This is a genomic window from Micromonospora sp. MGP-C2 (genome assembly GCF_057766525.1).
Genome location: NZ_JBYMEN010000002.1, coordinates 2556411 through 2576662, shown reverse-complemented (window position 1 = coordinate 2576662; position 20252 = coordinate 2556411). Strand labels below are relative to the sequence as shown.

Sequence of the window (20252 nt, the reverse complement as noted above, 5' to 3'; positions counted from 1 at the left end):
AGTTTCGATACAGTGGTCGGATGCGGATGACCATTCCGGTCGCGAAGGTGCTCGCGGCGCTGCTCGCCGAACCCGACGAGCAGCGCTACGGGCTGGACCTGATGCGATTGACCGGCCTGCCCAGCGGCACCCTCTACCCGGTGCTGCACCGGCTGAACGCGGCCGGCTGGCTGGACGCCGACTGGGAGGCGATCGACCCCGTCGCGGCTGGCCGGCCGGCCCGTCGCTACTACCGGCTGACCGCCGTCGGGGTGACGCAGGCCCGCCAGGCGCTCGCCGACCTGCGCGCCGCGATCCCCGACGCTCGTCCCTCGTGGGGCGGCACCGAGCCCACCGGAGCGCCAGCGTGGTGACCCGCCGGGCCGCCGAACTGCTGCTGGAGATGGCTGCGCGCCGCTGGCCGGCCGACGTCCGCGTCGACCTGCGCCGCGAGTGGGCCGCCGAGCTGCACGTGCTCGCCGAGAGCGGTCACCGGACGAAGATGCTCGGCTTCGCGGTGAGCCTGGCCGTCAGCCGGGCCGGCGCCCGATCGTCGACCGCGCAGTGATGCGCGGTCGGATCGGCCGCACCGCAGCCGCGTTGCTGCTGTCCCCGATCGCCTGCGTCGGGATCGTGCTCGTCGGTGCGTACGCCCTGTACCCGATCGAGCGCGTGTTGGCCGAGAGCTGGTCGGAGCGGGCGCAGAGGCCGCTCTGGTCGGCGTTCACCGTCGGGTTGGCGCTGCTGCTGGCGGTGTTCGCCGCGCGCTGGGCCCGGCGCACCGCACTCGACGGCCCGCTACGCATCGCGCTCGGCGTGGTGCTCCCCATCGGGGCGGCAGCAGTCGTGTTCCTGTCGGCCATCTCCCCGGACAACCTGGCCACCTTCGTACCCGGGCTGCTGCTCTGGTTGGCCGGTCTGACGCTGGCTCTCTGGGCCGCCGCGAGCCTTGCCGCCCGGGGTCGCCTCCACGCGGCCTGGTGGGTGGGCGTTCTCGGCGCACTCGCCGCCGCCGACCTCGCGGTGATTCTCGCTGTCGTCGACGCCATCTCGGCGGGCTATCGCGCTGGCCCGGTCATCGGTCCGACGCCGGTGGAGAGCATCGACCGGATCTCCGCGCCGCTGTGGCTCCTCGCCGCCTGGACAGACTGGAACATCGGCCTACCCCGACCGACGATTCCATGGGAGATCTTTGGAATCATCAGCAACCGGGTGCCGACGGAACCCATGCTCTACCTGGCCTGCACGCCGTACGCGCTCGCGTACACCATCCGGGCGGCGCGGTCGGCGCCGACCGCGCCGGTCGTGCTCGCGTCCACCCCGGCGTGAACCCCTTCAGTCGGGCACGTCGTCCCACGTCATGCCCGGCTCCAGGTAACCGGCCGACGGGTTGTCGCGCAGGGCGTAGGCGATGACCAGCAGGGCGTGCTTGTCCAGCTCGGGCAGCCGATCCAATCCGAACCACCGCACGGCCAGCGACTCGTCGTCGTTGACCCGGGCGGTGCCGGCCACCACCCGGCAGAGAAAGCCCAGGTTCAGGTATTCGCACTGGTCCCCGTTGGGGTAGGTGTGCGGGTGCGACACGGCGCTGGACATCCGCACCGGCGCGACGTCCAGGCCCGTCTCCTCCTGCACCTCACGGACCAGCGCGGTGGCCGGCTGTTCGCCCGGCTCGACGAACCCGCTGATCACCGACCAGCGCCCGTCGTCGGAACGCTGGCCCAGTAGCAGCTCACCGGCGTCATTGCGGACCACCGCGCTGACGCTGGGCAGCCAGAGCAGGTCGTGGCCGACGTGCTTGCGCATCCCCACGATGTAGTCCGGTGTCCCCATCCGGCGATCATAGGCCGCTGCGCGGGGAGACTGACCTGCGCATCTTTTCGGTCTCCAGTCCCACGCGTTTCGCTGTTCGGGCCCCACGGGCCCCATGCATATCTACTGTGGAGAGGGTCGGCGACTTGTGCGATCCGGTGGCGGCCTGACGGTTCGCGGTGCACAGTGATTCCCATGAGCGACAGCGAACATGGTGGGCAGTTCTACTGGTGCACCCGGCATCACCGGGTCGAGACGGACGCCGACGTGTGTCCGGCGAAGCACGTTCTCGGCCCGTACAACTCGGCGGCCGACGCGGAGAACGCCCTGCAACGCGTGCAGGAGCGGAACGAGGCGTGGGATGCCGAGGACGCTCGTTGGGCCGGGGAGAACAAGTAGGCGGCGCGGGACGGCCCGCGCCGAGGCATTTCGTGCTCCGCGAGGACGCACGCGAGAGCATGTCCCCAAGGAGGGAACCACGATGGCCGAAGCACAGCAGGCCACCACCCGCCCGGCCGCCCGGCGCACCACCGCGAAGAAGACCGCCGCGGCGGAGCGCAACACGGCCGCGAGCCGGACCACCCCCGTCCGCAAGTCCACAGCGGGTGCGAAGGCGGCGAAGGCCCCGGCGAGGAAGGCCGCCGGCGGCGCGGGACGTGCCCCGGCGAAGAAGACCACCACGGCGGCCACGAAGGCTCCCGCGAAGAAGACCACGACCAAGGCCACCACGACGGCCAAGAAGGCCCCCGCGAAGAAGACCACCACCCGCTCGACAACTGTCGCGGCGAAGCGGGCCCCGGCGTCCGCGACGCGCAAGACCACCGCCGCCGCGAAGAAGACGACGGGCACGGCGAAGAAGACCACGGGTACGGCGAAGAAGACCACCAGCGCCGCGAAGAAGACCGTGGGCGCCGCGAAGAAGACCACCACCTCGGCGGCGAAGAAGACCACCGCAGCGGCGAAGGCGCCGGCGCGTAAGACCGCGGCCAAGGCGTCCGCCGTCAAGAAGACAGCGGCGAAGAGGACGGCGGCGACGAAGACGGCCGCCAAGAAGGCGCCGGCGAAGAAGACCGCGTCGACCGGCCCCAGCGGCGGTGCTCGCAAGGCTCCGGCGAAGAAGGCCCCGGCCGCGAAGGCGACGGGCACCTCGTCGACCACCGCGCGCAAGGCGGCGGCCAAGAAGGCCCCGGCGAAGAAGACCGTCGCGGCCAAGGCCCCGGCCCGCAAGGTGACCGCCCGCAAGTCACCGGCCCGCCCTGCCGCCGCACGGGCCACCGCGCCCCGGAGCCCGCGCAGCGCTGCCCGGAAGGCGACCGGCTGAGCGCCGGTCGACCCGGCTCGCCCGGGGAGAGATATCTCGGCCGGTCACCGGAAGCGGATCACCGGCGGCGCTGTCAGGATTGACCCGTGGTCATTCGACGCGTACTCGCGCCCCGCATCGACTTCGGCGCACTGCGCCGCGAACTCGGCCTGCCCGGGGAGTTCCCGGCCGACGCCCAACGTGAGGCCGACGAGGCGGCCGGCGCGCCGCCGCGCCCGCCCGTCGACCGCACCGACGTACCGTTCGTCACTGTCGACCCGGCCACCTCCCGCGACCTGGATCAGGCGATGCACCTCGCCCGCCGTCCAGGTGGCGGCTACCGGGTGCGGTACGCGATCGCCGACGTCGCCGCCCACGTCGCCCCGGGCGGCGCGTTGGAGGCGGAGACCTGGCGGCGCGGGCAGACCATCTACCTGCCCGACGGGAACGTGCCGCTGCACCCACACACGCTCAGCGAGGGTGCGGCCAGCCTGCTGCCCGACGACGACCGGGCCGCTGTGGTCTGGACCATCGACCTGGACGCCGACGGCGGCACCGTGGCCGTCGAGCTGGAACGTGCCCTGGTTCGCAGCCGGGCCAAACTCGACTACACCGGGGTGCAGGCGGCAGCCGACGCCGGGCGGCTGCCCGAGCCGATCGCACTGCTGCCCGAGATCGGCGACCGGCTGACGGCCCGCGGGTTGCGCCGGGGCGCCATCAACCTGCCGTTGCCTGAGCAGGATCTGGAGCCCGACGGCGACGGCTGGCAACTGGTGCTGCGCGCGCCGGTGCCGATGGAGGAGCACAACGCCCAGATCTCCCTGCTGACCGGGATGGCCGCCGCCGACATCATGCTGGCCGGCCGGGTCGGGTTGCTGCGGACGATGCCCGCGCCGAAACCGGAGGCCGTGCAGCGGCTGCGGGCCGCCGCCGCGCCGCTGGGCGTGCACTGGCCGGACGACGTGGGCCCGGGTCAGGTGATCGCCGGTCTGGACGCCTCCCAGCCGCGCGCCGCCGCGTTCATCGACCAGGCGGCCGAGCTGATGCGCGGCGCCGCGTACACCGCCTTCGACGGGACGGTGCCGGAGCAACCGGAGCATGGTGGCGTGGCAGCCACGTACGCCCACGTCACGGCGCCGTTGCGGCGTCTGGCCGACCGGTACGCCACGGAGGTCTGCCTGGCCCTGCACGCGGGCCAGCCGGTGCCCGACTGGGCCCGCACGGCGCTGCCCCGGCTGCCCGAGGTGATGGCCAGCACCGACCGGATCGCCTCGACAGCCACCCGGGGCGCCGTCGAGTTGGCCGAGGCGGTGCTGCTGGAGCACCGGGTGGGTGAGACCTTCGACGCGGCAGTGCTGGACGTCGACGCGCCGCCCAACGGTCGCGCCCGCACCCGACCGCCCGGCGGCACTGTCGCGCTGGACGCCCCGCCGGTGCGCAGCCGATGCCTCGGCGACCTGCCGCTCGGCGAACGAGTCCGCGTCCGGCTGGTCACCGCGGACCCGACGGCCCGCACGGTCCTGTTCGAGCTGGCCTGACCCTGCGGGCGCGGGGCAGCGGGGATCGTCACAGTGCTCCGCGCTGCTGCCGGCCCGGTCGGTTTGCGAGGATGAACCCATGGCATACGACGCGAGCACGCTCCCCGACGTGTCCGGGCTGACGGTCGGCATCATCGGTGGCACCGGCGACCAGGGGCGAGGCCTCGCCTACCGGTTCGCGCGGGCCGGGCAGACGGTGTTGATCGGCTCCCGCAACGCTGAGCGGGCCGTCGAGTCCGCAGCCGAGATCGCCGCCCTGCCCGGTGTGCCGGCCACCGGCAGTGTCACGGGCGCGGCCAACGACGAGGTGGCCCGACGCAGCGACGTGGTGATCATCGCGGTGCCGTGGGACGGGCACGCCGCCACCGTCGCCGCCCTGGCCGAGCCACTCGCCGGCAAGATCGTCGTCGACTGCGTCAACCCGCTCGGCTTCGACAAGCAGGGCCCGTACGCGCTGACCGTCGCCGAGGGCAGCGCCGTGCAGCAGGCCGCCGCGTTGCTGCCCGACTCCCGGGTCTGCTCGGCGTTCAACCACGTCAGCGCCCCGCTGCTGGCCGACCCGGAGGTCGACCGGATCGACCTGGACGTGCTGATCTGCACCGAGGACCGCGAGCTGGTCGACGTGGTCGGCTCGCTCGCTGCCCGGATCCCGGGGATGCGCGGCATCTACGCCGGGCGGTTGCGCAACGCCCACCAGATCGAGGCGTTCACCGCGAACCTGATCGCGATCAACAAGCGTTACAAGGCGCACGCGGGCATTCGCGTCACCGACATCTGAGTCGTTCTCTGCCGGCGTGATCCACTCCGGTTTCGCGAAAACGCGGTGTCCCGAGGTCAGGGACACCGCGTTTTCGGCAAACCCGAGTGGATCACGCCGGGCGCATTCCTAGAAGGTGTGCTCGGCGGCCGGGAACTCGCCGCCCCGGACCTCGTCGGCGAAACGCCGGGTGGCGTCGGTGAGCACGCCGGCCAGGTCCGCGTACCGCTTGACGAAGCGGGGCGTCTTTCCGGTCCGCAGGCCGGCCATGTCCTGCCAGACCAGCACCTGCGCGTCGGTGTCCGGGCCGGCGCCGATGCCCACCGTCGGGATCGGCAGCTCGTGGGTGATCCGGTTGGCCACCTCGCCGGGCACCATCTCCAGCACTACAGCGAACGCCCCCGCCTCCGTGACCGCCCGCGCGTCGGCGAGCACATCGTCGGCGGCGTCGCCCCGGCCCTGCACCCGGTAGCCGCCCAGCGTGTGCTCGCTCTGCGGGGTGAAACCGATGTGCGCCATCACCGGAATGCCGGCGCCGACGATCGCGGCGATCTGCTCGGCGCAGCGGCGGCCACCCTCCAGCTTCACCGCGTGGCAGCCACCCTCCTTCATGAACCGGACGGCGGTGCGCAGCGCCTGCGCCGGCCCCTCCTCGTACGAGCCGAACGGCAGGTCACCGACGATCAGCGCCTGCCGGGTCGCCCGCACCACGGCCCGCACCAGCGGAAGCAACTCGTCGGCCGTGACCGGCAGAGTCGTCTCGTAGCCGAACACGTTGTTCGCGGCCGAGTCGCCGACCAGCAGCACCGGCACACCGGCCTGGTCGAAGATCGACGCCGTGTACTGGTCGTACGACGTCAGCATCGGCCACCGCTCACCGCGCTCCTTCGCGGCGATCAGGTCCCGGGTGCGGACCCGTCGGGTGGCCGGGCCGCCGTACAGCGCGGTCACCTCGTTCGGAGTGGACTCCACCATCTCTGTCTCCCTTCCTCGAGGCCGCCTGCGCGGTCCCCGGGTTCCGTCGCGATCGTCGCACCGTGAGACGGGGTGACGGCAGGGCCCAGTGCAAGATGTCACTCCACAGCGAAACCGCGAGGTCCGCGCCGCGCGGCCCCCGCGAGGCGGCGCCGGGTCCCGCCACCGACCCGACATCCCCGGGGGTACGCCTCAGCCGTGCTCGCGCCACCGGTTGGTGATCGGCAGACGGCGGTCCCGACCGAACGCCTTCATGGAGATCTTCGTGCCCGGCGCCGACTGCCGCCGCTTGTACTCGGCGGTATCCACCAGCCGCAGCACCTTGTCCACGATCGCCGGGTCGTGACCCGACTCCACCAGCCCGTCGCGGCCGAGGTCACCGTCGACGTAACCGATCAGAATCGGGTCCAGTACGTCGTAGTCGGGCAGGCTGTCGCTGTCCAGTTGGCCCGGGCTCAGCTCGGCGCTCGGCGGCTTGCCGATCGAGTTCTCCGGGATCGGGGCGGTCTCGCCGCGCCGGGCCGCGTCCCGGTTGCGCCACTTCGCGAGCCGCCAGATCAGGGTCTTCCAGACGTCCTTGACCGGGTTGAAGCCGCCCACCGAGTCGCCGTACAGCGTGGAGTAGCCGACCGCCAGCTCACTCTTGTTGCCGGTGGTCAGCACCAGGTGGCCCTCCTGGTTCGACAGCGCCATCAGGATCACGCCACGGACCCGGGCCTGGAGGTTCTCCACCGCCACACCGGACAGCGACAGGTTGGCCAGGAAGCCGTCCACCATCGGCTGGATCGGCTCGACGCGGTAGTCCAGGCCGGTGCGCTTGGCCAGGTCGGCGGCGTCCTCCCGGGAGTGCTCGGAGGAGTGCTGGCTGGGCAGCGACACCCCGACCACCCGGTCCGGCCCGAGGGCGTCGACGGCCAACGCGGCCACCACCGCCGAGTCGATGCCGCCGGAGAGGCCGAGCACCACCGACGGGAACCGGTTCTTGTTGACGTAGTCGCGCAGACCGAGCACCAGGGCCTGCCACACCTCGGCCTCGTCGGCCACCGGCTCGATCAGACCGCCGGTGGCGCCCGGGCCGGTCGGCGCGGCCGGAATGCCGTCCAGCGTGCTGTGCACGATGCGCATGCCGTCCGCGACGGCCTCCGTGGTCGTCGTGGCGGTGGCGGCCGGCAGCTCGACGTCGTGCACGAGCAGGTGCTCGACGAACTGCGGGGCGCGGGTGAGCAGCTCACCGTCGGCGGCCACGATCATCGAGTCGCCCTCGAAGACCAGCTCGTCCTGCCCGCCGATCATGTTGACGTACGCGATGGCGGCGCCCGCCTCGGCGGCCCGGCGGCGGACCAGCGGCAGCCGGATGTCGTCCTTGTTCAGCTCGTACGGCGAGCCGTTGATGTTGACCACGAGGCCGACGCCGGCCTGCCGGGCGGCGGCGAACGGGCCGCCGGCCTGCCACAGGTCCTCGCAGATGGTCAGCGCGACGTCCACGCCACCGATCCGCACCACCGTCAGCGTGTCGCCGGGGAGGAAGTAGCGGTCCTCGTCGAAGACCCCGTAGTTGGGCAGGTGGTGCTTGAAGTAGCGGGCGGCGACGACCCCCCGGTGCAGCAGCGCGGCGGCGTTGCGGGCACCCCGGCCCGGCTCGGCGTCGCCGCTGACCTGCGGCGGCCCGTCGGCGTCCAGGTAGCCGACCACCACCGGGACCTCGCCGAGGCCGTCCGTGGCGAGGTCGGCCGCGAGCCGTTCCACGGCGGCCCGGGACGCGGCCACGAAGGAGCGCCGGAAGACCAGGTCCTCGACCGGGTAACCGGTGAGCATCATTTCCGGGAAGAGCACCAGCTGGGCACCGGCATCGGCGGCCTGGCGAGTCCAGCTGCGGACCAGGTCGGCGTTTCCGGCGAGGTCGCCGACGCTCGGGTTGACCTGGGACAGGGCGAGACGCAGGGTGGGCATGTCCTCATCTTGCCCCAGCCTCAACGGGACAATCCCCACCCTCCGACGAGATGGCCGCCACGCTGCGGCGACGGCCCCCGCCGTCCGGCGGGGCACGAGCCCGTCGGCGGCCGGGCCCCCGCCCGCCGAGCGGGAGGCGAGGGGACGACGGGCGGCAGTTCGCGTAACGTCTGCGTAACCAGGCCCGGTAAGACTGGGCGATCAGGTCGGGCGCGCAGCCCGACCAAGGCGGACAGCAGAGCGTCGCGAGGGGTTGGGGAAGTGGACCGTCAGCAGGAGTTCGTCCTCCGCACGCTGGAAGAGCGGGACATCCGGTTCGTCCGGCTGTGGTTCACCGACGTGCTGGGCACGCTCAAGAGCGTCTCGGTGGCGCCGGCGGAGTTGGAGGCGGCCTTCGAGGAGGGCATCGGCTTCGACGGTTCGGCGATCGAGGGCTTCGCCCGGGTCTTCGAATCGGACATGGTGGCCATGCCCGACCCGACCACCTTCCAGGTCTTTCCGTTCGAGGGCGGGGTCAGCGGCGAGAGCGCCCGGATGTTCTGCGACATCCTGCTGCCCGACGGCGGTCCGTCCTGGGCCGACCCCCGGCACGTGCTGCGCCGGGCGCTGTCCAAGGCCGCCGAGAAGGGCTTCACCTTCTACACCCACCCCGAGATCGAGTTCTTCCTGCTGGAGAACGGCCCGCAGGACGGCTCGGTGCCCACCCCGGTCGACACCGGCGGCTACTTCGAGCACACCACCCACGCCGTGGCTCGCGACTTCCGCCGCCAGGGCGTGCTGGCGCTGGAGCGCATCGGCATCTCGGTGGAGTTCAGCCACCACGAGGTCGCGCCCGGCCAGCAGGAGATCGACCTGCGCTACGCCGACGCGCTGACCACCGCCGACAACATCATGACCTTCCGGCACGTCGTCAAGGAGGTGGCGCTCTCCACCGGAGTGCAGGCCAGCTTCATGCCGAAGCCGTTCACCGACCAGCCGGGCAGCGGGATGCACACCCACCTGTCGCTGTTCGAGGGGGAGCGCAACGCCTTCCACGACAGCGGTGACCCGATGAAGCTCTCCAAGGTGGCCAAGTCGTTCATCGCCGGCCTCCTGGTGCACGCCCGGGAATACACAGCGGTCACCAACCAGTGGGTCAACTCGTACAAGCGGCTCTTCCCGCAGGCCCTGCCGGACCGGATCACCGAGAGCCCCGCGTACGTCTGCTGGGGTCACCTCAACCGGTCCGCGCTGGTCCGCGTTCCCGCGTACGGCAAGCCCAACTCGGCCCGCGTCGAGGTCCGCTCACCCGATTCGGCGGCCAACCCCTACCTGGCCTTCGCGGTGCTGCTCGGCGCCGGCCTGAAGGGCATCGAGGAGGGCTACGAGCTGCCGCCGGGCGCCGAGGACGACGTCTGGTCGCTGACCAGCGCCGAGCGGCGTGCCATGGGATACGAGGCGCTGCCGGAGAACCTCGCCGAGGCGATCGACGTGATGGCCGGTTCCGAGCTGGTCGCCGAGGTGCTCGGCGAGCACGTCTTCGACTTCTTCCTGCGCAACAAGCGGGCCGAGTGGGAGCAGTACCGGCGCGAGGTCACCCCGTACGAGCGGCAGCGTTACCTGGCGCTGTAACCGCGGGGCTGACGCGCTTGCGCGCTGCCGCTATCGTCTCGATCACCGCGCCGGTACCCCCTCCGGGCGGAGAGTCGGGAGGCAGTCGGTGCTGGAGGATCTGCTCAGCGGTGCTTGGCAGAGCGTCGTGTTCGGGATCGTCGGCGTGGGGCTCATGGCGGCTGGCTTCGTGCTGGTCGACCTGCTCACGCCCGGTCGGTTGCGCGACCTGATCTGGGTGCAGCGCAACTCCAACGCGGGGTTGCTGCTGGCTGCCAACCAGCTCGGCATCGCCGGGATCGTGTTCACCGCGATCCTGACCAGCTACAGCGACTTCGGCAGAGGGCTCGCCTCCACGGTGATCTTCGGCATCGTCGGGCTGGCCATCATGGCGTTGGCCTTCTTCGTGCTCGACCTGCTCACCCCGGGCAAACTCGGCGAGGTCATCTGCTCGGACGAGCCGCACCCGGCGGCCCGGGTCAGCGCCGCCACCCACTTCGGCGCCGCGCTGATCGTCTGCGCCTGCATCGCCTGAGGCGGCTGTCCGCTTCGCTGTGGCGGCCGTCCGCGTCTTGCTGTGGCGGCCGTCCGCGTCGCAGTGCGGGCGGTCGCCGACGGGCGTCGTACCCCGGCCGTACCGTGCCGGGCATGAACCGTACGGACCGTCTCTACGCGCTGGTCGAGGAGCTGCGGGCGGTGTCGCCGAGGCCGCGCAGCGCCCGCTGGTTGGCCGCGCGTTTCGAGGTGAGCAGCCGCACCATCGAACGGGACATCGGCGCGCTACAGGAGGCCGGGGTGCCGATCTGGGCCGAGCCCGGGCGCACCGGCGGTTACGTGGTGGATCGCGCCCGCACTCTGCCGCCGGTCAACCTGACCGCGGCCGAGGCGGTCGCGATGGCCGTCGCGCTACGCCGGCTCGCCGGCACGCCGTTCGCCGGGCCGGGTGGCACCGCGCTGCGCAAGTTGATGGCGGTGCTGCCGGCCGCCGACGCCGTCGAGGCGCACCGCCTCGCCGGCCGCGTGCACCTGGTCGGCGACGGGCCGGCCACGCCCGTCCCGGCCCTCGTCGCCGACGCGGTCGCCGCGCGGCGGGTGCTGCGCATCAGGTACGCGGACCGGGCCGGCGCCGGCTCGGTCCGTGACGTCGAGCCGCTGGGCTACCTCGGTAACCCGCGACACTGGTATCTGCTGGCCTGGTGCCGACTGCGCGACGAGCTGCGCTGCTTCCGCACCGACCGGATCGAAAGCGTCCAGGCGCTACCCGACGTGGTGTCCCGCGAGCTGCGCCCGACCGACCTGGACATTCCGCGCGAGCGGGTCCGCTCGCTGAGCCTGGTCTGAACCGGGGTTTCCGAGAGCGGGTCTCCGTCGGGTGATCCGGAAACACCGACAGGACGGTGTCGCGGACGACCCAGAGACTGCTCCAGACGACGGCCGAACGGCCGGCACGGAAACTCTGGAGGCAGCAGATGTCCACGACGCCCATCACCTGGTTCGAGATCGGCACCGACCGGCCGGAGGAGGCGGAGCGCTTCTACGGAGAGCTGTTCGGCTGGACCTTCGAGGAGCAGGGCGCAGGCAGCGGCGGGTCCTACCGGGTGACCGGCGCCGGTGGCGACACCGGGATCGGCGGGGCGATCCGGGCCACCGACGGGACGTCACCGAACTACGCGGTGTTCTACGCCGAGGTCACCGACGTGTCGGAAACCTGCCGGCGAGCGGAGGCGGCCGGCGGCAAGGTGCTGGTGGCGGCCCGTACGGCGCCGAGCGGCCTCACCCTCGCCCACCTGCTCGACCCGGCCGGAAACCACCTGGGTGTGTTCAGCCCTCCGCCCGCCCAGGGCTGATGCGCTCCCGGCCGGCGCCTCGGGGTTGACCCCTTGCGCCGGGTGCCGGTGCGGCTCGGGGCTGGCGTACCTGCCTCGCTGCGGCTCGGCAGTGATGATCAACTCCGGCTCAAGGAAATGGCGGTGTCCGGGTGCGCCGGACACCGCCACTTCACGAAACCCGAGTGGATCAAGCCGGGGTGGGCCCGGTTCGACCAGAGGGCTGCCGGGGTTACCTGCCCGGCCTACGCGCGGGTCTGCCAGGGTTACTTGCCCGGCGTACCCGGGGTTTGCCGGGTTACTTGCCCGGCGTACCCGCGGGACCGCCGTGACCGCCCGGACCGCCGTGACCGCCCGGACCGCGGTGGCCGCCGGGGCCGGGGAAGACGCCGGCCTCGACGGCCTTGGTGATGGCGTCGGCCTGCTCCTGGGTGAGCTTGCCGTCCTTGACCGCCTGGGCCAGCCGCTCCTTGAGCGCGGCCTGCCGGTCCTCGGCTGACGGGCGCTCCGGCCGGTCGGCCGGCTTGTGCTGCTCGCGCAGCTTCTCCAGCGCGGCGGTCACCTTGTCGGTGGGGACGCCCAGCTCGGTGGCGAGCTTCTCGGCGAACTCGCCCTGCCGCTCGCCCTTCTTGTCGCCCTGCCGGTCCTGCTGCTGCGGCTGCTCACTGCTGCTGGCGCTCGGCGTCGGGGTGCTGCCGTCAGCGGCGAACGCCATCGTGGGGGCGGCGATCCCCACGCCGAGCACACCGGCGGCGGCCACGCTGGGCAGCAGGTGCTTCTTCGACATCGTGCGGAACATCAGTCCTCCAGGTTGTCGTTGATGCTGCGATGACGTCACCGACAGTGACTGGAAAGTCTGGGCGCGGCCCATGGCGAACCTGTCAGCGGGCTGACAATCTGCGACCAGCGGCCGGACAAACCGGTTGCAACGTCGACGTCCCTGCGATCAGGGTGGGAAAACCCCGACGAAAGGACCACGCCTCGTGACGACCGCCGAGATTCGTGAGATCCCACTCGCCGCGCCGGGCGCCGGCCCGTACGGCATCACTGCCGGCCCGGACGGCGCGCTCTGGCTGACGCTGGTCCACGCCGGTGCGATCGCCCGGTTGGGCCCCGATGGCGCGATCCGGACCTACCCGTTGGACCCGGCCGGTGGCCGGCCGCTGATCATCACCACCGGACCGGACGGCGCCCTCTGGTTCACCCGCTCCGAGGATGACCGGATCGGCCGGATCAGCGTCGACGGCGAGCAGCGCGCGGTCGTCCTGCCAACCGGCGCCGCGCCGTGCGGCATCGCGGCCGGCCCCGACGGCGCACTCTGGTACGCCGGAATGAACTCCGACACGATCGGCAGGGTGGGCACCGACGGCACGGTCGAGATTTTCCCGCTGCCGGTGACCGGCGGGTTCGCCTCGATGATCACCGCTGGCCCGGACCAGGCGCTCTGGTTCACCCTCAACCAGGCGAACGCGATCGGCCGGATCGACCTCGACGGCCGGGTGACGCTGCATCCGGTGCCCACCGCGAACGCCGGCCCGGTAGGCATCACCCTCGGCGGTGACGGCGCGATCTGGTTCGTGGAGATCGCCGCCGGTCAGCTCGGCCGGATCACCCCGGATGGCGAGATGACCGAGTTCCCGCTGCCGGACCGGGCGGCCCGCCCACACGCGATCGTGGTCGACCCGGACGGCGGCGCCTGGTTCACCGAGTGGGGTGCCAACCGGATCGGCCACATCGACGGCACGGGCCGGATCGACGGCCACGACCTGCCCACCCCCAACGCCGAACCCCACGGCATCACCCTGACCCCCCAGGGCGTCTGGGCCGCCCTGGAAATAGGAGCAGTAGCCCACCTGATCCCCTGACCCCAGACCCCCCACCCCTGACCCCCACCCCGCCTGGTTGATCAAGAGGTTTGCGTCAGAATCCCGCCCGAAGTTGACGCAAACCTCTTGATCACCGGGGCGGGGAGCGCGGGGAGGGGGTGGGCAGGGGGGTGGGGGTGCGTTACTGGACTGCGGGGGATGCGGTCAGGGTGCCGTTTTCGGCATTCAGGGTCGCTTGGGTGCCCACCGGGACGGTCAGCTGGTTGGGGCCGTGGCCGATGGGGAGGCCGCCGAGGACCGGTACGCCCAGGTCGCCGAGGCGTTCGCTGAGCACGTCGACGATCGTGGTGTCCCAGCCGTCACCGCAGTCGGTGAACTGCCCGACCGCCACCCCGGCCAGCCCGTCCAGCACGCCTGCCCGGCGCAGCTGGGTGAGCATCCGGTCGACCTTGTACGGGGGCTCCTGCACGTCCTCGATCAACAGCACCGCCCCGGTCAGGTCGGGCAGGTCCGGTGTGCCGATCGAGGCGGCGATCATGCACAGGTTGCCGCCGAGCAGGGTGCCGGTGGCGAGGCCCGGGACGCGTACGCCGAAGGTCTCCTCGGTGGGCACCGCGGTGATCGACACCGGTTCGGTCGTCATCAGCGCCGCGTGCAGGGACTCGGCGGAGCGCAGCGGGGTCCGCTCGTCGCGCCAGGCCGCCCCCGGACCGTGCACCCCGGCCAGCCGGGCACCCCGCCACAGCGCGAACTGCAACGCCGTGATGTCCGAGAAGCCGGCCACCACCTTCGGGTCGCGGCGGACGGCGGCCATGTCGATGGCGTCCACGATCCGTTGGGCGCCGTACCCGCCCCGGGTGCAGATCACCCCGCGGATCTCCGGGTCGGTGAAGGCCGCGTTCAGGTCGGCGGCCCGTAGGTCGTCGGTGCCGGCGAGGTAGCCGTGGCGGGCGTACGCGTTCGGCGCCGGCACCGGGCGCAGGCCCCACCCGGTGAGCAGCTCCATGCCCCGGGCCACCCGCTCCGGCGAGGTCGGGCCGGACGGCGACACCAGCAGCACCGCGTCGCCCGGGAGCAGCACGGGCGGGCGGACGGCTGCGGTGTCGTCGCTGATCACAACCGCTGAGCCTAACGACCACGCCAGATCCCGGCCGCCGCAGAGGGACACGACCGGAAGCGTGGGCCTGTGGCGGGGCGCTGCGCCGCGCGGCGCACCGGCTAGCCTCGACCTGTGGCAACCGCGCTGGTGATCGAGAACGACCCGACCGACGACGCACGCCGGCTGGGCGAGTGGCTGACCGAGGCTGGGCTGGAGCTGTGGGTGGTTCGCCCGCACGCCGGCGACGAGCTCCCCGCCGACCTGGAGGGGTACGCGGCGCTGGTGGTGCTCGGCGGCGACCAGCAGGCGTACCCGCTGCCGGACGGCTCGCCCGGCGCACAGTGGTTTCCGGCGGTGGAGGGACTGCTGCGCAAGGCGGTCCGCTACCGGGTGCCGACCCTGGCCGTCTGCCTGGGCGCGCAACTGCTCGCCACCGCGCATGCCGGCCTGGTCGAGCGGAGTCCATCGGGGCCGGAGATCGGCCCGGGCGTGGTCGGCCGGCGCGACGCCGCCGAGAACGACCCGCTGTTCCGGTACGTGCCGTTGATCCCGGACGTGCTCCAGTGGCACGCCGACGAGATCACCGAGCTGCCCCGGGCGCCACCCTGCTGGCCGCGTCCACCCGCTACCCGCACCAGGCGTTCCGGCTCGGTGACCGGGCCTGGGGTCTGCAGTTCCACATTGAGTGCGACGCCGCGATGATCGCCGACTGGGCCACCGACTCGGCCCAACTCGCCGAGCTGGGCTACGACCCGGAGCTGGTGGTCGCGGCCTGCGCCTCGGTGCTGCCCGACATCGAGGAGGTCTGGCAGCCGTTCGCCGCCCGGTTCGCCGCGCTGGCCCTCGGTGAGTTGGACGACAGCACGATGCGGCGTGGCCTGCCGCTGCTCGGGCACTGATGAGCCGGCCGACCAGGGCAACGGGCCGGCTCGCCCGGTACGGCTTCGGCACCGCCGAGGGCGACGGCGGCGCCCGTGCCGCCGACCTGCTCGGCCCGGACGGGCTGCGGCTGTGGCGGCCGGAGGAGCAGGAGCCGGCCGACGAGCCGGCCGGTGAGCTGCTGGCCGCGATGTCCCGGGCCGCCGACCCGGACCTGGCGCTGCGCCAACTGCACCGCATCGTCGAGGCCGAACGTCGCACGACCGACGGCGCCGCCGACTCGCCGCTGCTCGCGGAGATGCACGCCGACCCGGGGCTGCGGCGGCGGCTGATCGCGGTGCTGGGTGCCTCGTCGGCGCTCGGCGATCACCTGGTGGCCCATCCCGACCACTGCACGGCGCTGCGGACCGCCCCGGACGGGCTCGCGCCGATCGCCGAGGGTCGGTTGGAACCGGCTGCCGGTGGCAACCCGGTGGCGGTGCTGCGGACCGCGTACCGGTTGGCGCTGCTGCGGATCGCGGCGGCCGACCTGACCGGCGGGCGCGGCCTGGAGCAGACGATGGCCGCGCTCTCCGCGTTGGCCGACGCGACGTTGGCCGCCGCCTACGAGGTGGCCGTCGCGGAACTGGCAGAGGGCACCGAGCGGCCTCGGCTCGCGGTGGTGGCGATGGGCAAGTGCGGCGGCGGCGAGCTGAACTACGTCTCCGACGTGGACGTCATCTTCGTGGCCGCCGAGGACGCCGACCTGGCCGCCGCAACCCTGGTGGCGACCCGGCTGATCCACATCTGCGGGCTGGTCGCCTGGCCGGTGGACGCCGCCCTGCGCCCCGAGGGCAACCGGGGCCCGTTGGTGCGGACCCTCGCCAGCCACCTGGCCTACTACCAGCGGTGGGCGCGCACCTGGGAGTTCCAGGCGCTGCTCAAGGCCCGCCCGGCCGCCGGTGACCTCCCGCTGGCCCAGGAGTGGATCGACCAGCTCGCACCGCTGGTCTGGCGGGCGGCCGAGCGACCCGAGGCGGTCGAGGACGTCCGCGCCATGCGGCGCAGGATCATCGACCACATCCCGCCCAAGGAGTTGGAGCGCGAGATCAAGCGCGGCCCCGGCGGGCTGCGCGACATCGAGTTCGCCGTCCAGTTGCTGCAACTCGTACACGGTCGCGGGGACGAGACGCTGCGGGCGCCGGGCACCATCCCGGCATTGCGCGCGTTGGTCGCCGGTGGCTACGTCGGCCGGGCCGACGGCGAGGCGCTGCTGCGCGGTTACCGTTTCCTGCGCAGCGTCGAGCACCGGCTGCAACTACAGGGCCTGCGTCGTACGCACACCGTTCCCACCGAGCCGGGCGCGCTGCGGTGGCTCGCCGCCGCGCTGGGTTTCACGGCAGCGCCGGGGCGCAGCGCCGTGGAGAGCTTCCGGGCCGAGTGGGTCACCCACGCCACCGAGGTACGCCGGCTGCACGCCAAGCTGCTCTACCGGCCGCTGCTGGAGTCGGTGGCCCGGGTGCCGGCCGACGGGCTGCGCCTCACCCCGGAGGCTGCCAGGCACCGGCTGGAGATCCTCGGGTTCGCCGACCCGGCCGGGGCGCTGCGGCACCTCCAGGCGCTCACCGGCGGGGTGAGTCGCACGGCGGCGATCCAGCGGACCCTGCTGCCGGTGCTGCTCAGCGAGTTCGCCGACGCGCCGGAACCGGACCGGGGGCTGCTCAACTACCGGAAGGTGTCCGACAAGCTGGGCAGCACGCCCTGGTATCTACGGTTGCTGCGCGACGGTGGCCCGGTCGCCCGTCGGCTGGCCCGGGTCCTGGCCCTGTCCCGGTACGTCGCCGACCTGCTCGCCCGCGACCCGGAGGCACTGCGGCTGCTGGCCGAGGAGAACGAGCTGGCGCCCCGCTCCCGCGAGGTGCTCCGGGAGGGGTTCCTCGCCGCAGCGGCCCGGCACGCCGACCCGGTCGAGGCCACCCGCGCCGTACGCGCACTGCGGCGCCGGGAGCTGGTCCGGGTGGCCTGCGCCGACGTGCTCTGCCGGGCGGGCGCGCTCGCGCCCACACCCACCCGGCCGGACGGCGCGAACCGCCCGGCACCGGGGCTGGCCGACATCACCCAGGTCGGCACGGCCCTCGCCGACGTCACCGACGCCACCCTGGCCGCCGCGCTGCGCGCCGCCCAGGCCAGCCAGCCGGCACCGGAAGGGCTGCGGTTCGCGGTGATCGGCATGGGACGGCTCGGCGGGTACGAGTCGAACTACCTCTCCGACGCCGACGTGCTCTTCGTCTACGACCCGCCGCCGGGCACCAGCGAGAGCGCCGCCAGCGCCGCTGCGCACGCGGTCGCCGAGGAGCTGCGCCGGCTGCTCGGCGTACCCGCCCCCGACCCGCCGCTGGGCGTCGACGCCGACCTGCGGCCGGAGGGCCGCCAGGGTCCACTGGTCCGCAGCCTCGCCGCGTACGCGGCGTACTACGCCCGCTGGTCGCGGGTGTGGGAGGCACAGGCCCTGCTGCGCGCCCGGTTCGTCTGCGGCGACGCCGAGCTGGGCGCCGAGTTCGAGGCGATGATCGACCCGGTGCGTTACCCGGCCGAAGGGCTGACCCGCGAGCAGGTCGTCGAGATCCGGCGGATCAAGGCCCGGGTGGAGACCGAGCGGCTGCCCCGGGCGCCGACCCGGCCACCCACACCAAACTGGGGCGCGGCGGGCTGGCCGACGTGGAGTGGGCCGTGCAACTCGTCCAGCTCCGGCACGCGGGCAGGGTCCCGTCGCTGCGCGGCACGCGTACCCTCGATGCCCTCGCGGCCGCCGAGCGGGCCGGCCTGATCGACCCGACGGACGCCGCCGAGATGGCCGCCGGGTGGTCCCTGGCCGCGCAGGTCCGCAACGCGTTGATGCTGGTCCGGGGCCGGGCCGGCGACCAGTTGCCCCGGCACGGGGTGGAGCTGGCCGGCGTGGTCCGACTCCTCGGCCGGGACGACCCGGGGGAGTTCCTCGACGAGTACCTGCGCGTCGGCCGCCGCTCCCGTGCCGCGACGGAACGGGTCCTGAATGCCTGACGCGTCGACCCGCCCGGCCACGCGGTCCCCGCAGGTGGTCTGGGCGGCGGCGACCGGGGCCGCGGTCGTGCTCGCCGCCGCGTTCCTGCTCGCGCCGCGGATGGGCACGGACCTCGCGGCCCAGGTGGCCCGCGCCGAGTTCGCCGACCGGTACGGTGCCGCGCCGATCGACCTCGGCTGGTACGGCGGAGTCAACCAGTACGGCTACAGCCTGTTCACGGCCAGGTTGGGCGCGCTGATCGGAATGCGTCCACTGGGGGCCGTCGCCGCCGTGCTTGGCGCGGCGGCGCTGGGCTGGCTGTTCGTCCGGGGCCGGGCCCGCCGGCCGCTGCTGGCCGGTGTCCTCGGTGCCGTGGTCCTCGTCGGCAACCTGGCGAGCGGTCGGGTCACCTTCGCCGTCGGGCTGGCGTTCGGGCTGCTGGCGCTCTGCGCGGTCAGCGCGGAACGCCCACCACGCCCGCTTCGCCTGGCACTCGCCGCCGGTTGCGCCGCTCTGGCGACGGCGGCGAGCCCGGTCGCCGGCCTGTTCACCGGTCTGGCCGGCGCGGCGTTGCTGCTGGCCGCCCTGCGCCGAGGCGACGGGCCCGGCCGTGCACTGCCCGGTGGGTGGCGCTCGGAGCGACCACTGGCGGAGGGGTTCGTGCTGGCCGTGGCGCCCGCCGTCACCCTGGCGCCGATCGCGTTGCTCTTCGGCAACGGGGGCACCCAGCCGTACTCGGCCGAGTCGATGCGGATCAACGTCGCGCTCGCGGTGCTGGTGGCGGTCGTGCTGCCGCGTCGTCGCCGGGTGCTGCGCGTCGGCGCGCTGCTCACCGTGCTGCTCCTGGTCGGCGCGTACTACGTGCCCAGCCCGATCGGTTCCAACGCGCTGCGCCTGCCGCTGCTCTTCGCGCTGCCCGTGCTGGCCGGGTACGCGCCGCTGCCCGGCCCGTGGCTTGCCGGGCTGCTCGCCGCGACGGTGTGGTGGCAGTCCCCGGTGATGCTGAGTGACGTCACCCGGGCCGGCGCCGCCGAGAGCGCCCCGGCGTTCTACCGCCCGCTCGTCGCGGAACTCGACCGACGGCAGCCCGTCGGCCGGGTCGAAGTGGTGCCGCTGCGCGACCACTGGGAATCCGCGTACCTGCCACCGACCGTGCCGCTGGCCCGTGGCTGGGAGCGCCAGGTCGACAGCGACCGCAACGCGCTGTTCTACGACGGCACCCTGAGCGCCCAGACCTACGAGCAGTGGCTCCGCGACCAGGCGGTCACCTACGTGGTGGTCGCCCCGGATGCTCCCGCCGACCGGTGGGGCCGCGACGAGGCCGCGTTGATCCGCGGCGACCTGCCGTACCTGCGGGAGGTCTGGCGCGATCCGACCTGGCGCCTGTACGAGGTGGTCGATCCGTCGCCGCTGGTCGGGGCCCCCGGCCGGCTCGTCACCCCCGGCCGGCTCGTCACCCCCGGCCGGCTCGTCACCGCCGACCGGGGCGCGGTCCGGCTGACGGCCACGCCCGGCGACGTGCCGGTCAAGGTGCGGTGGTCACGGTGGCTGTCGCTCGATGGCCCGGACGGCTGCCTACGACCCGGCGCCGACGGGTGGACCGAGGTGCGGGTACGCGCGGCCGGCGACTACTCGATCTCCAGCAGCCTGGCACCGGCCAACCACTGCTGACGGTCCTGCCGTCGGTCACCCCCCGGCGTGC

General features: G+C 73.2%; 18 protein-coding genes and 2 pseudogenes. 15 read left to right on the top strand and 5 right to left on the bottom strand.

What is annotated here, in order from left to right; translation table 11 throughout:
* The first annotated feature begins 20 nt into the window (after window positions 1-20).
* From AC3CF1_RS11295 to AC3CF1_RS11285, 3 genes are read left to right on the top strand one after another with little or no spacing between them, the layout of a single operon-like run.
* Window positions 21-353 carry a PadR family transcriptional regulator gene (locus AC3CF1_RS11295; RefSeq protein WP_488450413.1) on the top strand — a complete coding sequence of 111 codons (333 nt, stop codon included), beginning with the start codon at window positions 21-23 and terminating at the stop codon, window positions 351-353.
* Window positions 347-547 carry a hypothetical protein gene (locus AC3CF1_RS11290; protein ID WP_488450411.1) on the top strand — a complete coding sequence of 67 codons (201 nt, stop codon included), beginning with the start codon at window positions 347-349 and terminating at the stop codon, window positions 545-547. The genes AC3CF1_RS11295 and AC3CF1_RS11290 overlap by 7 nt, the downstream gene beginning before the upstream one ends.
* The gene (locus tag AC3CF1_RS11285; protein WP_488450409.1) at window positions 547-1308 is read left to right on the top strand and encodes a hypothetical protein; all 762 of its coding nucleotides are present in this window, start codon (window positions 547-549) and stop codon (window positions 1306-1308) included. Before AC3CF1_RS11290 ends, AC3CF1_RS11285 begins: the two co-directional genes overlap by 1 nt.
* Window positions 1309-1314: 6 nt before the next feature.
* Here the strand turns inward: AC3CF1_RS11285 and AC3CF1_RS11280 are convergent, their stop codons facing one another.
* Window positions 1315-1812: an NUDIX hydrolase gene (locus AC3CF1_RS11280; RefSeq protein WP_488450407.1), complete on the bottom strand. Its 498-nt coding sequence runs from the start codon at window positions 1810-1812 to the stop codon at window positions 1315-1317.
* A 174-nt stretch (window positions 1813-1986) separates the two neighbouring features.
* Between AC3CF1_RS11280 and AC3CF1_RS11275 the strand changes: the two genes are divergently transcribed.
* From AC3CF1_RS11275 to npdG, 4 genes are all read left to right on the top strand, one after another.
* Window positions 1987-2190 (top strand): hypothetical protein, encoded by a 204-nt coding sequence (locus AC3CF1_RS11275; protein WP_488450405.1) that lies wholly within the window; start codon window positions 1987-1989, stop codon window positions 2188-2190.
* An 82-nt stretch (window positions 2191-2272) separates the two neighbouring features.
* Window positions 2273-3112: a histone gene (locus AC3CF1_RS11270; RefSeq protein ID WP_330465879.1), complete on the top strand. Its 840-nt coding sequence runs from the start codon at window positions 2273-2275 to the stop codon at window positions 3110-3112.
* Between the two features lie 86 nt (window positions 3113-3198).
* Window positions 3199-4629 (top strand): RNB domain-containing ribonuclease, encoded by a 1431-nt coding sequence (locus AC3CF1_RS11265; protein ID WP_488450403.1) that lies wholly within the window; start codon window positions 3199-3201, stop codon window positions 4627-4629.
* A 79-nt stretch (window positions 4630-4708) separates the two neighbouring features.
* Window positions 4709-5407 (top strand): NADPH-dependent F420 reductase, encoded by a 699-nt coding sequence (gene npdG, locus AC3CF1_RS11260; RefSeq protein ID WP_354983130.1) that lies wholly within the window; start codon window positions 4709-4711, stop codon window positions 5405-5407.
* A gap of 108 nt (window positions 5408-5515) precedes the next feature.
* Here npdG and panB read toward each other — a convergent pair whose 3' ends face one another.
* Together panB and AC3CF1_RS11250 are read right to left on the bottom strand one after the other, a co-directional pair.
* Window positions 5516-6361 carry a 3-methyl-2-oxobutanoate hydroxymethyltransferase gene (gene panB / locus AC3CF1_RS11255; protein ID WP_488450401.1) on the bottom strand — a complete coding sequence of 282 codons (846 nt, stop codon included), beginning with the start codon at window positions 6359-6361 and terminating at the stop codon, window positions 5516-5518.
* A gap of 192 nt (window positions 6362-6553) precedes the next feature.
* A complete protein-coding gene (locus tag AC3CF1_RS11250) occupies window positions 6554-8311 on the bottom strand; it encodes an NAD+ synthase (RefSeq protein ID WP_488450399.1) in 1758 nt (585 codons plus the stop codon).
* Between the two features lie 261 nt (window positions 8312-8572).
* Here AC3CF1_RS11250 and glnA point away from each other — a divergent pair, with 261 nt between their 5' ends.
* The 4 genes from glnA (at window position 8573) to AC3CF1_RS11230 (ending at window position 11748) form a co-directional block, all read left to right on the top strand.
* Window positions 8573-9922 carry a type I glutamate--ammonia ligase gene (gene glnA / locus AC3CF1_RS11245; RefSeq protein WP_088949504.1) on the top strand — a complete coding sequence of 450 codons (1350 nt, stop codon included), beginning with the start codon at window positions 8573-8575 and terminating at the stop codon, window positions 9920-9922.
* 88 nt (window positions 9923-10010) lie between these two features.
* Window positions 10011-10436 carry a DUF350 domain-containing protein gene (locus tag AC3CF1_RS11240; protein ID WP_210794768.1) on the top strand — a complete coding sequence of 142 codons (426 nt, stop codon included), beginning with the start codon at window positions 10011-10013 and terminating at the stop codon, window positions 10434-10436.
* Window positions 10437-10549: 113 nt separating this feature from the next.
* Window positions 10550-11242 (top strand): helix-turn-helix transcriptional regulator, encoded by a 693-nt coding sequence (locus AC3CF1_RS11235; protein WP_088949502.1) that lies wholly within the window; start codon window positions 10550-10552, stop codon window positions 11240-11242.
* 128 nt (window positions 11243-11370) lie between these two features.
* On the top strand, window positions 11371-11748 hold the full coding sequence (locus AC3CF1_RS11230) for a VOC family protein (RefSeq protein ID WP_088949501.1): 378 nt from the start codon (window positions 11371-11373) through the stop codon (window positions 11746-11748).
* Between the two features lie 277 nt (window positions 11749-12025).
* Here the strand turns inward: AC3CF1_RS11230 and AC3CF1_RS11225 are convergent, their stop codons facing one another.
* Window positions 12026-12526, bottom strand: coding sequence for a hypothetical protein (locus AC3CF1_RS11225; protein WP_488450396.1), 501 nt, complete (start codon window positions 12524-12526; stop codon window positions 12026-12028).
* A gap of 184 nt (window positions 12527-12710) precedes the next feature.
* Between AC3CF1_RS11225 and AC3CF1_RS11220 the strand changes: the two genes are divergently transcribed.
* A complete protein-coding gene (locus tag AC3CF1_RS11220; protein WP_488450395.1) occupies window positions 12711-13592 on the top strand; it encodes a Vgb family protein in 882 nt (293 codons plus the stop codon).
* A 142-nt stretch (window positions 13593-13734) separates the two neighbouring features.
* Here the strand turns inward: AC3CF1_RS11220 and AC3CF1_RS11215 are convergent, their stop codons facing one another.
* Window positions 13735-14670, bottom strand: coding sequence for a S66 peptidase family protein (locus AC3CF1_RS11215; protein ID WP_354983126.1), 936 nt, complete (start codon window positions 14668-14670; stop codon window positions 13735-13737).
* 114 nt (window positions 14671-14784) lie between these two features.
* Between AC3CF1_RS11215 and AC3CF1_RS11210 the strand changes: the two are divergent.
* The 3 genes and pseudogenes from AC3CF1_RS11210 to AC3CF1_RS11200 all read left to right on the top strand — a co-directional run bounded on the left by AC3CF1_RS11210 (window position 14785) and on the right by AC3CF1_RS11200 (window position 20221).
* Window positions 14785-15551 (top strand): annotated as a pseudogene (locus tag AC3CF1_RS11210) (type 1 glutamine amidotransferase).
* Window positions 15551-18570 (top strand): annotated as a pseudogene (locus AC3CF1_RS11205) (bifunctional [glutamine synthetase] adenylyltransferase/[glutamine synthetase]-adenylyl-L-tyrosine phosphorylase). Before AC3CF1_RS11210 ends, AC3CF1_RS11205 begins: the two co-directional pseudogenes overlap by 1 nt.
* Window positions 18563-20221, top strand: a complete 1659-nt coding sequence (locus AC3CF1_RS11200) for a hypothetical protein (RefSeq protein WP_488450393.1) — start codon at window positions 18563-18565, stop codon at window positions 20219-20221. Before AC3CF1_RS11205 ends, AC3CF1_RS11200 begins: the two are co-directional and overlap by 8 nt.
* Window positions 20222-20252 lie beyond the last annotated feature (31 nt).

Bases quoted from the DNA above. Each gene is read 5' to 3' on its own strand.
- AC3CF1_RS11235 (WP_088949502.1), top strand. From the start codon at position 10,550: ATGAACCGTACGGACCGTCTCTACGCGCTGGTCGAGGAGCTGCGGGCG.
- panB (WP_488450401.1), bottom strand. From the start codon at position 6,361: ATGGTGGAGTCCACTCCGAACGAGGTGACCGCGCTGTACGGCGGCCCG.
- AC3CF1_RS11280 (WP_488450407.1), bottom strand. From the start codon at position 1,812: ATGGGGACACCGGACTACATCGTGGGGATGCGCAAGCACGTCGGCCAC.
- npdG (WP_354983130.1), top strand. From the start codon at position 4,709: ATGGCATACGACGCGAGCACGCTCCCCGACGTGTCCGGGCTGACGGTC.
- AC3CF1_RS11275 (WP_488450405.1), top strand. From the start codon at position 1,987: ATGAGCGACAGCGAACATGGTGGGCAGTTCTACTGGTGCACCCGGCAT.
- AC3CF1_RS11230 (WP_088949501.1), top strand. From the start codon at position 11,371: ATGTCCACGACGCCCATCACCTGGTTCGAGATCGGCACCGACCGGCCG.
- AC3CF1_RS11200 (WP_488450393.1), top strand. From the start codon at position 18,563: ATGCCTGACGCGTCGACCCGCCCGGCCACGCGGTCCCCGCAGGTGGTC.
- AC3CF1_RS11225 (WP_488450396.1), bottom strand. From the start codon at position 12,526: ATGTTCCGCACGATGTCGAAGAAGCACCTGCTGCCCAGCGTGGCCGCC.
- AC3CF1_RS11285 (WP_488450409.1), top strand. From the start codon at position 547: ATGCGCGGTCGGATCGGCCGCACCGCAGCCGCGTTGCTGCTGTCCCCG.
- AC3CF1_RS11250 (WP_488450399.1), bottom strand. From the start codon at position 8,311: ATGCCCACCCTGCGTCTCGCCCTGTCCCAGGTCAACCCGAGCGTCGGC.
- AC3CF1_RS11295 (WP_488450413.1), top strand. From the start codon at position 21: ATGCGGATGACCATTCCGGTCGCGAAGGTGCTCGCGGCGCTGCTCGCC.
- AC3CF1_RS11270 (WP_330465879.1), top strand. From the start codon at position 2,273: ATGGCCGAAGCACAGCAGGCCACCACCCGCCCGGCCGCCCGGCGCACC.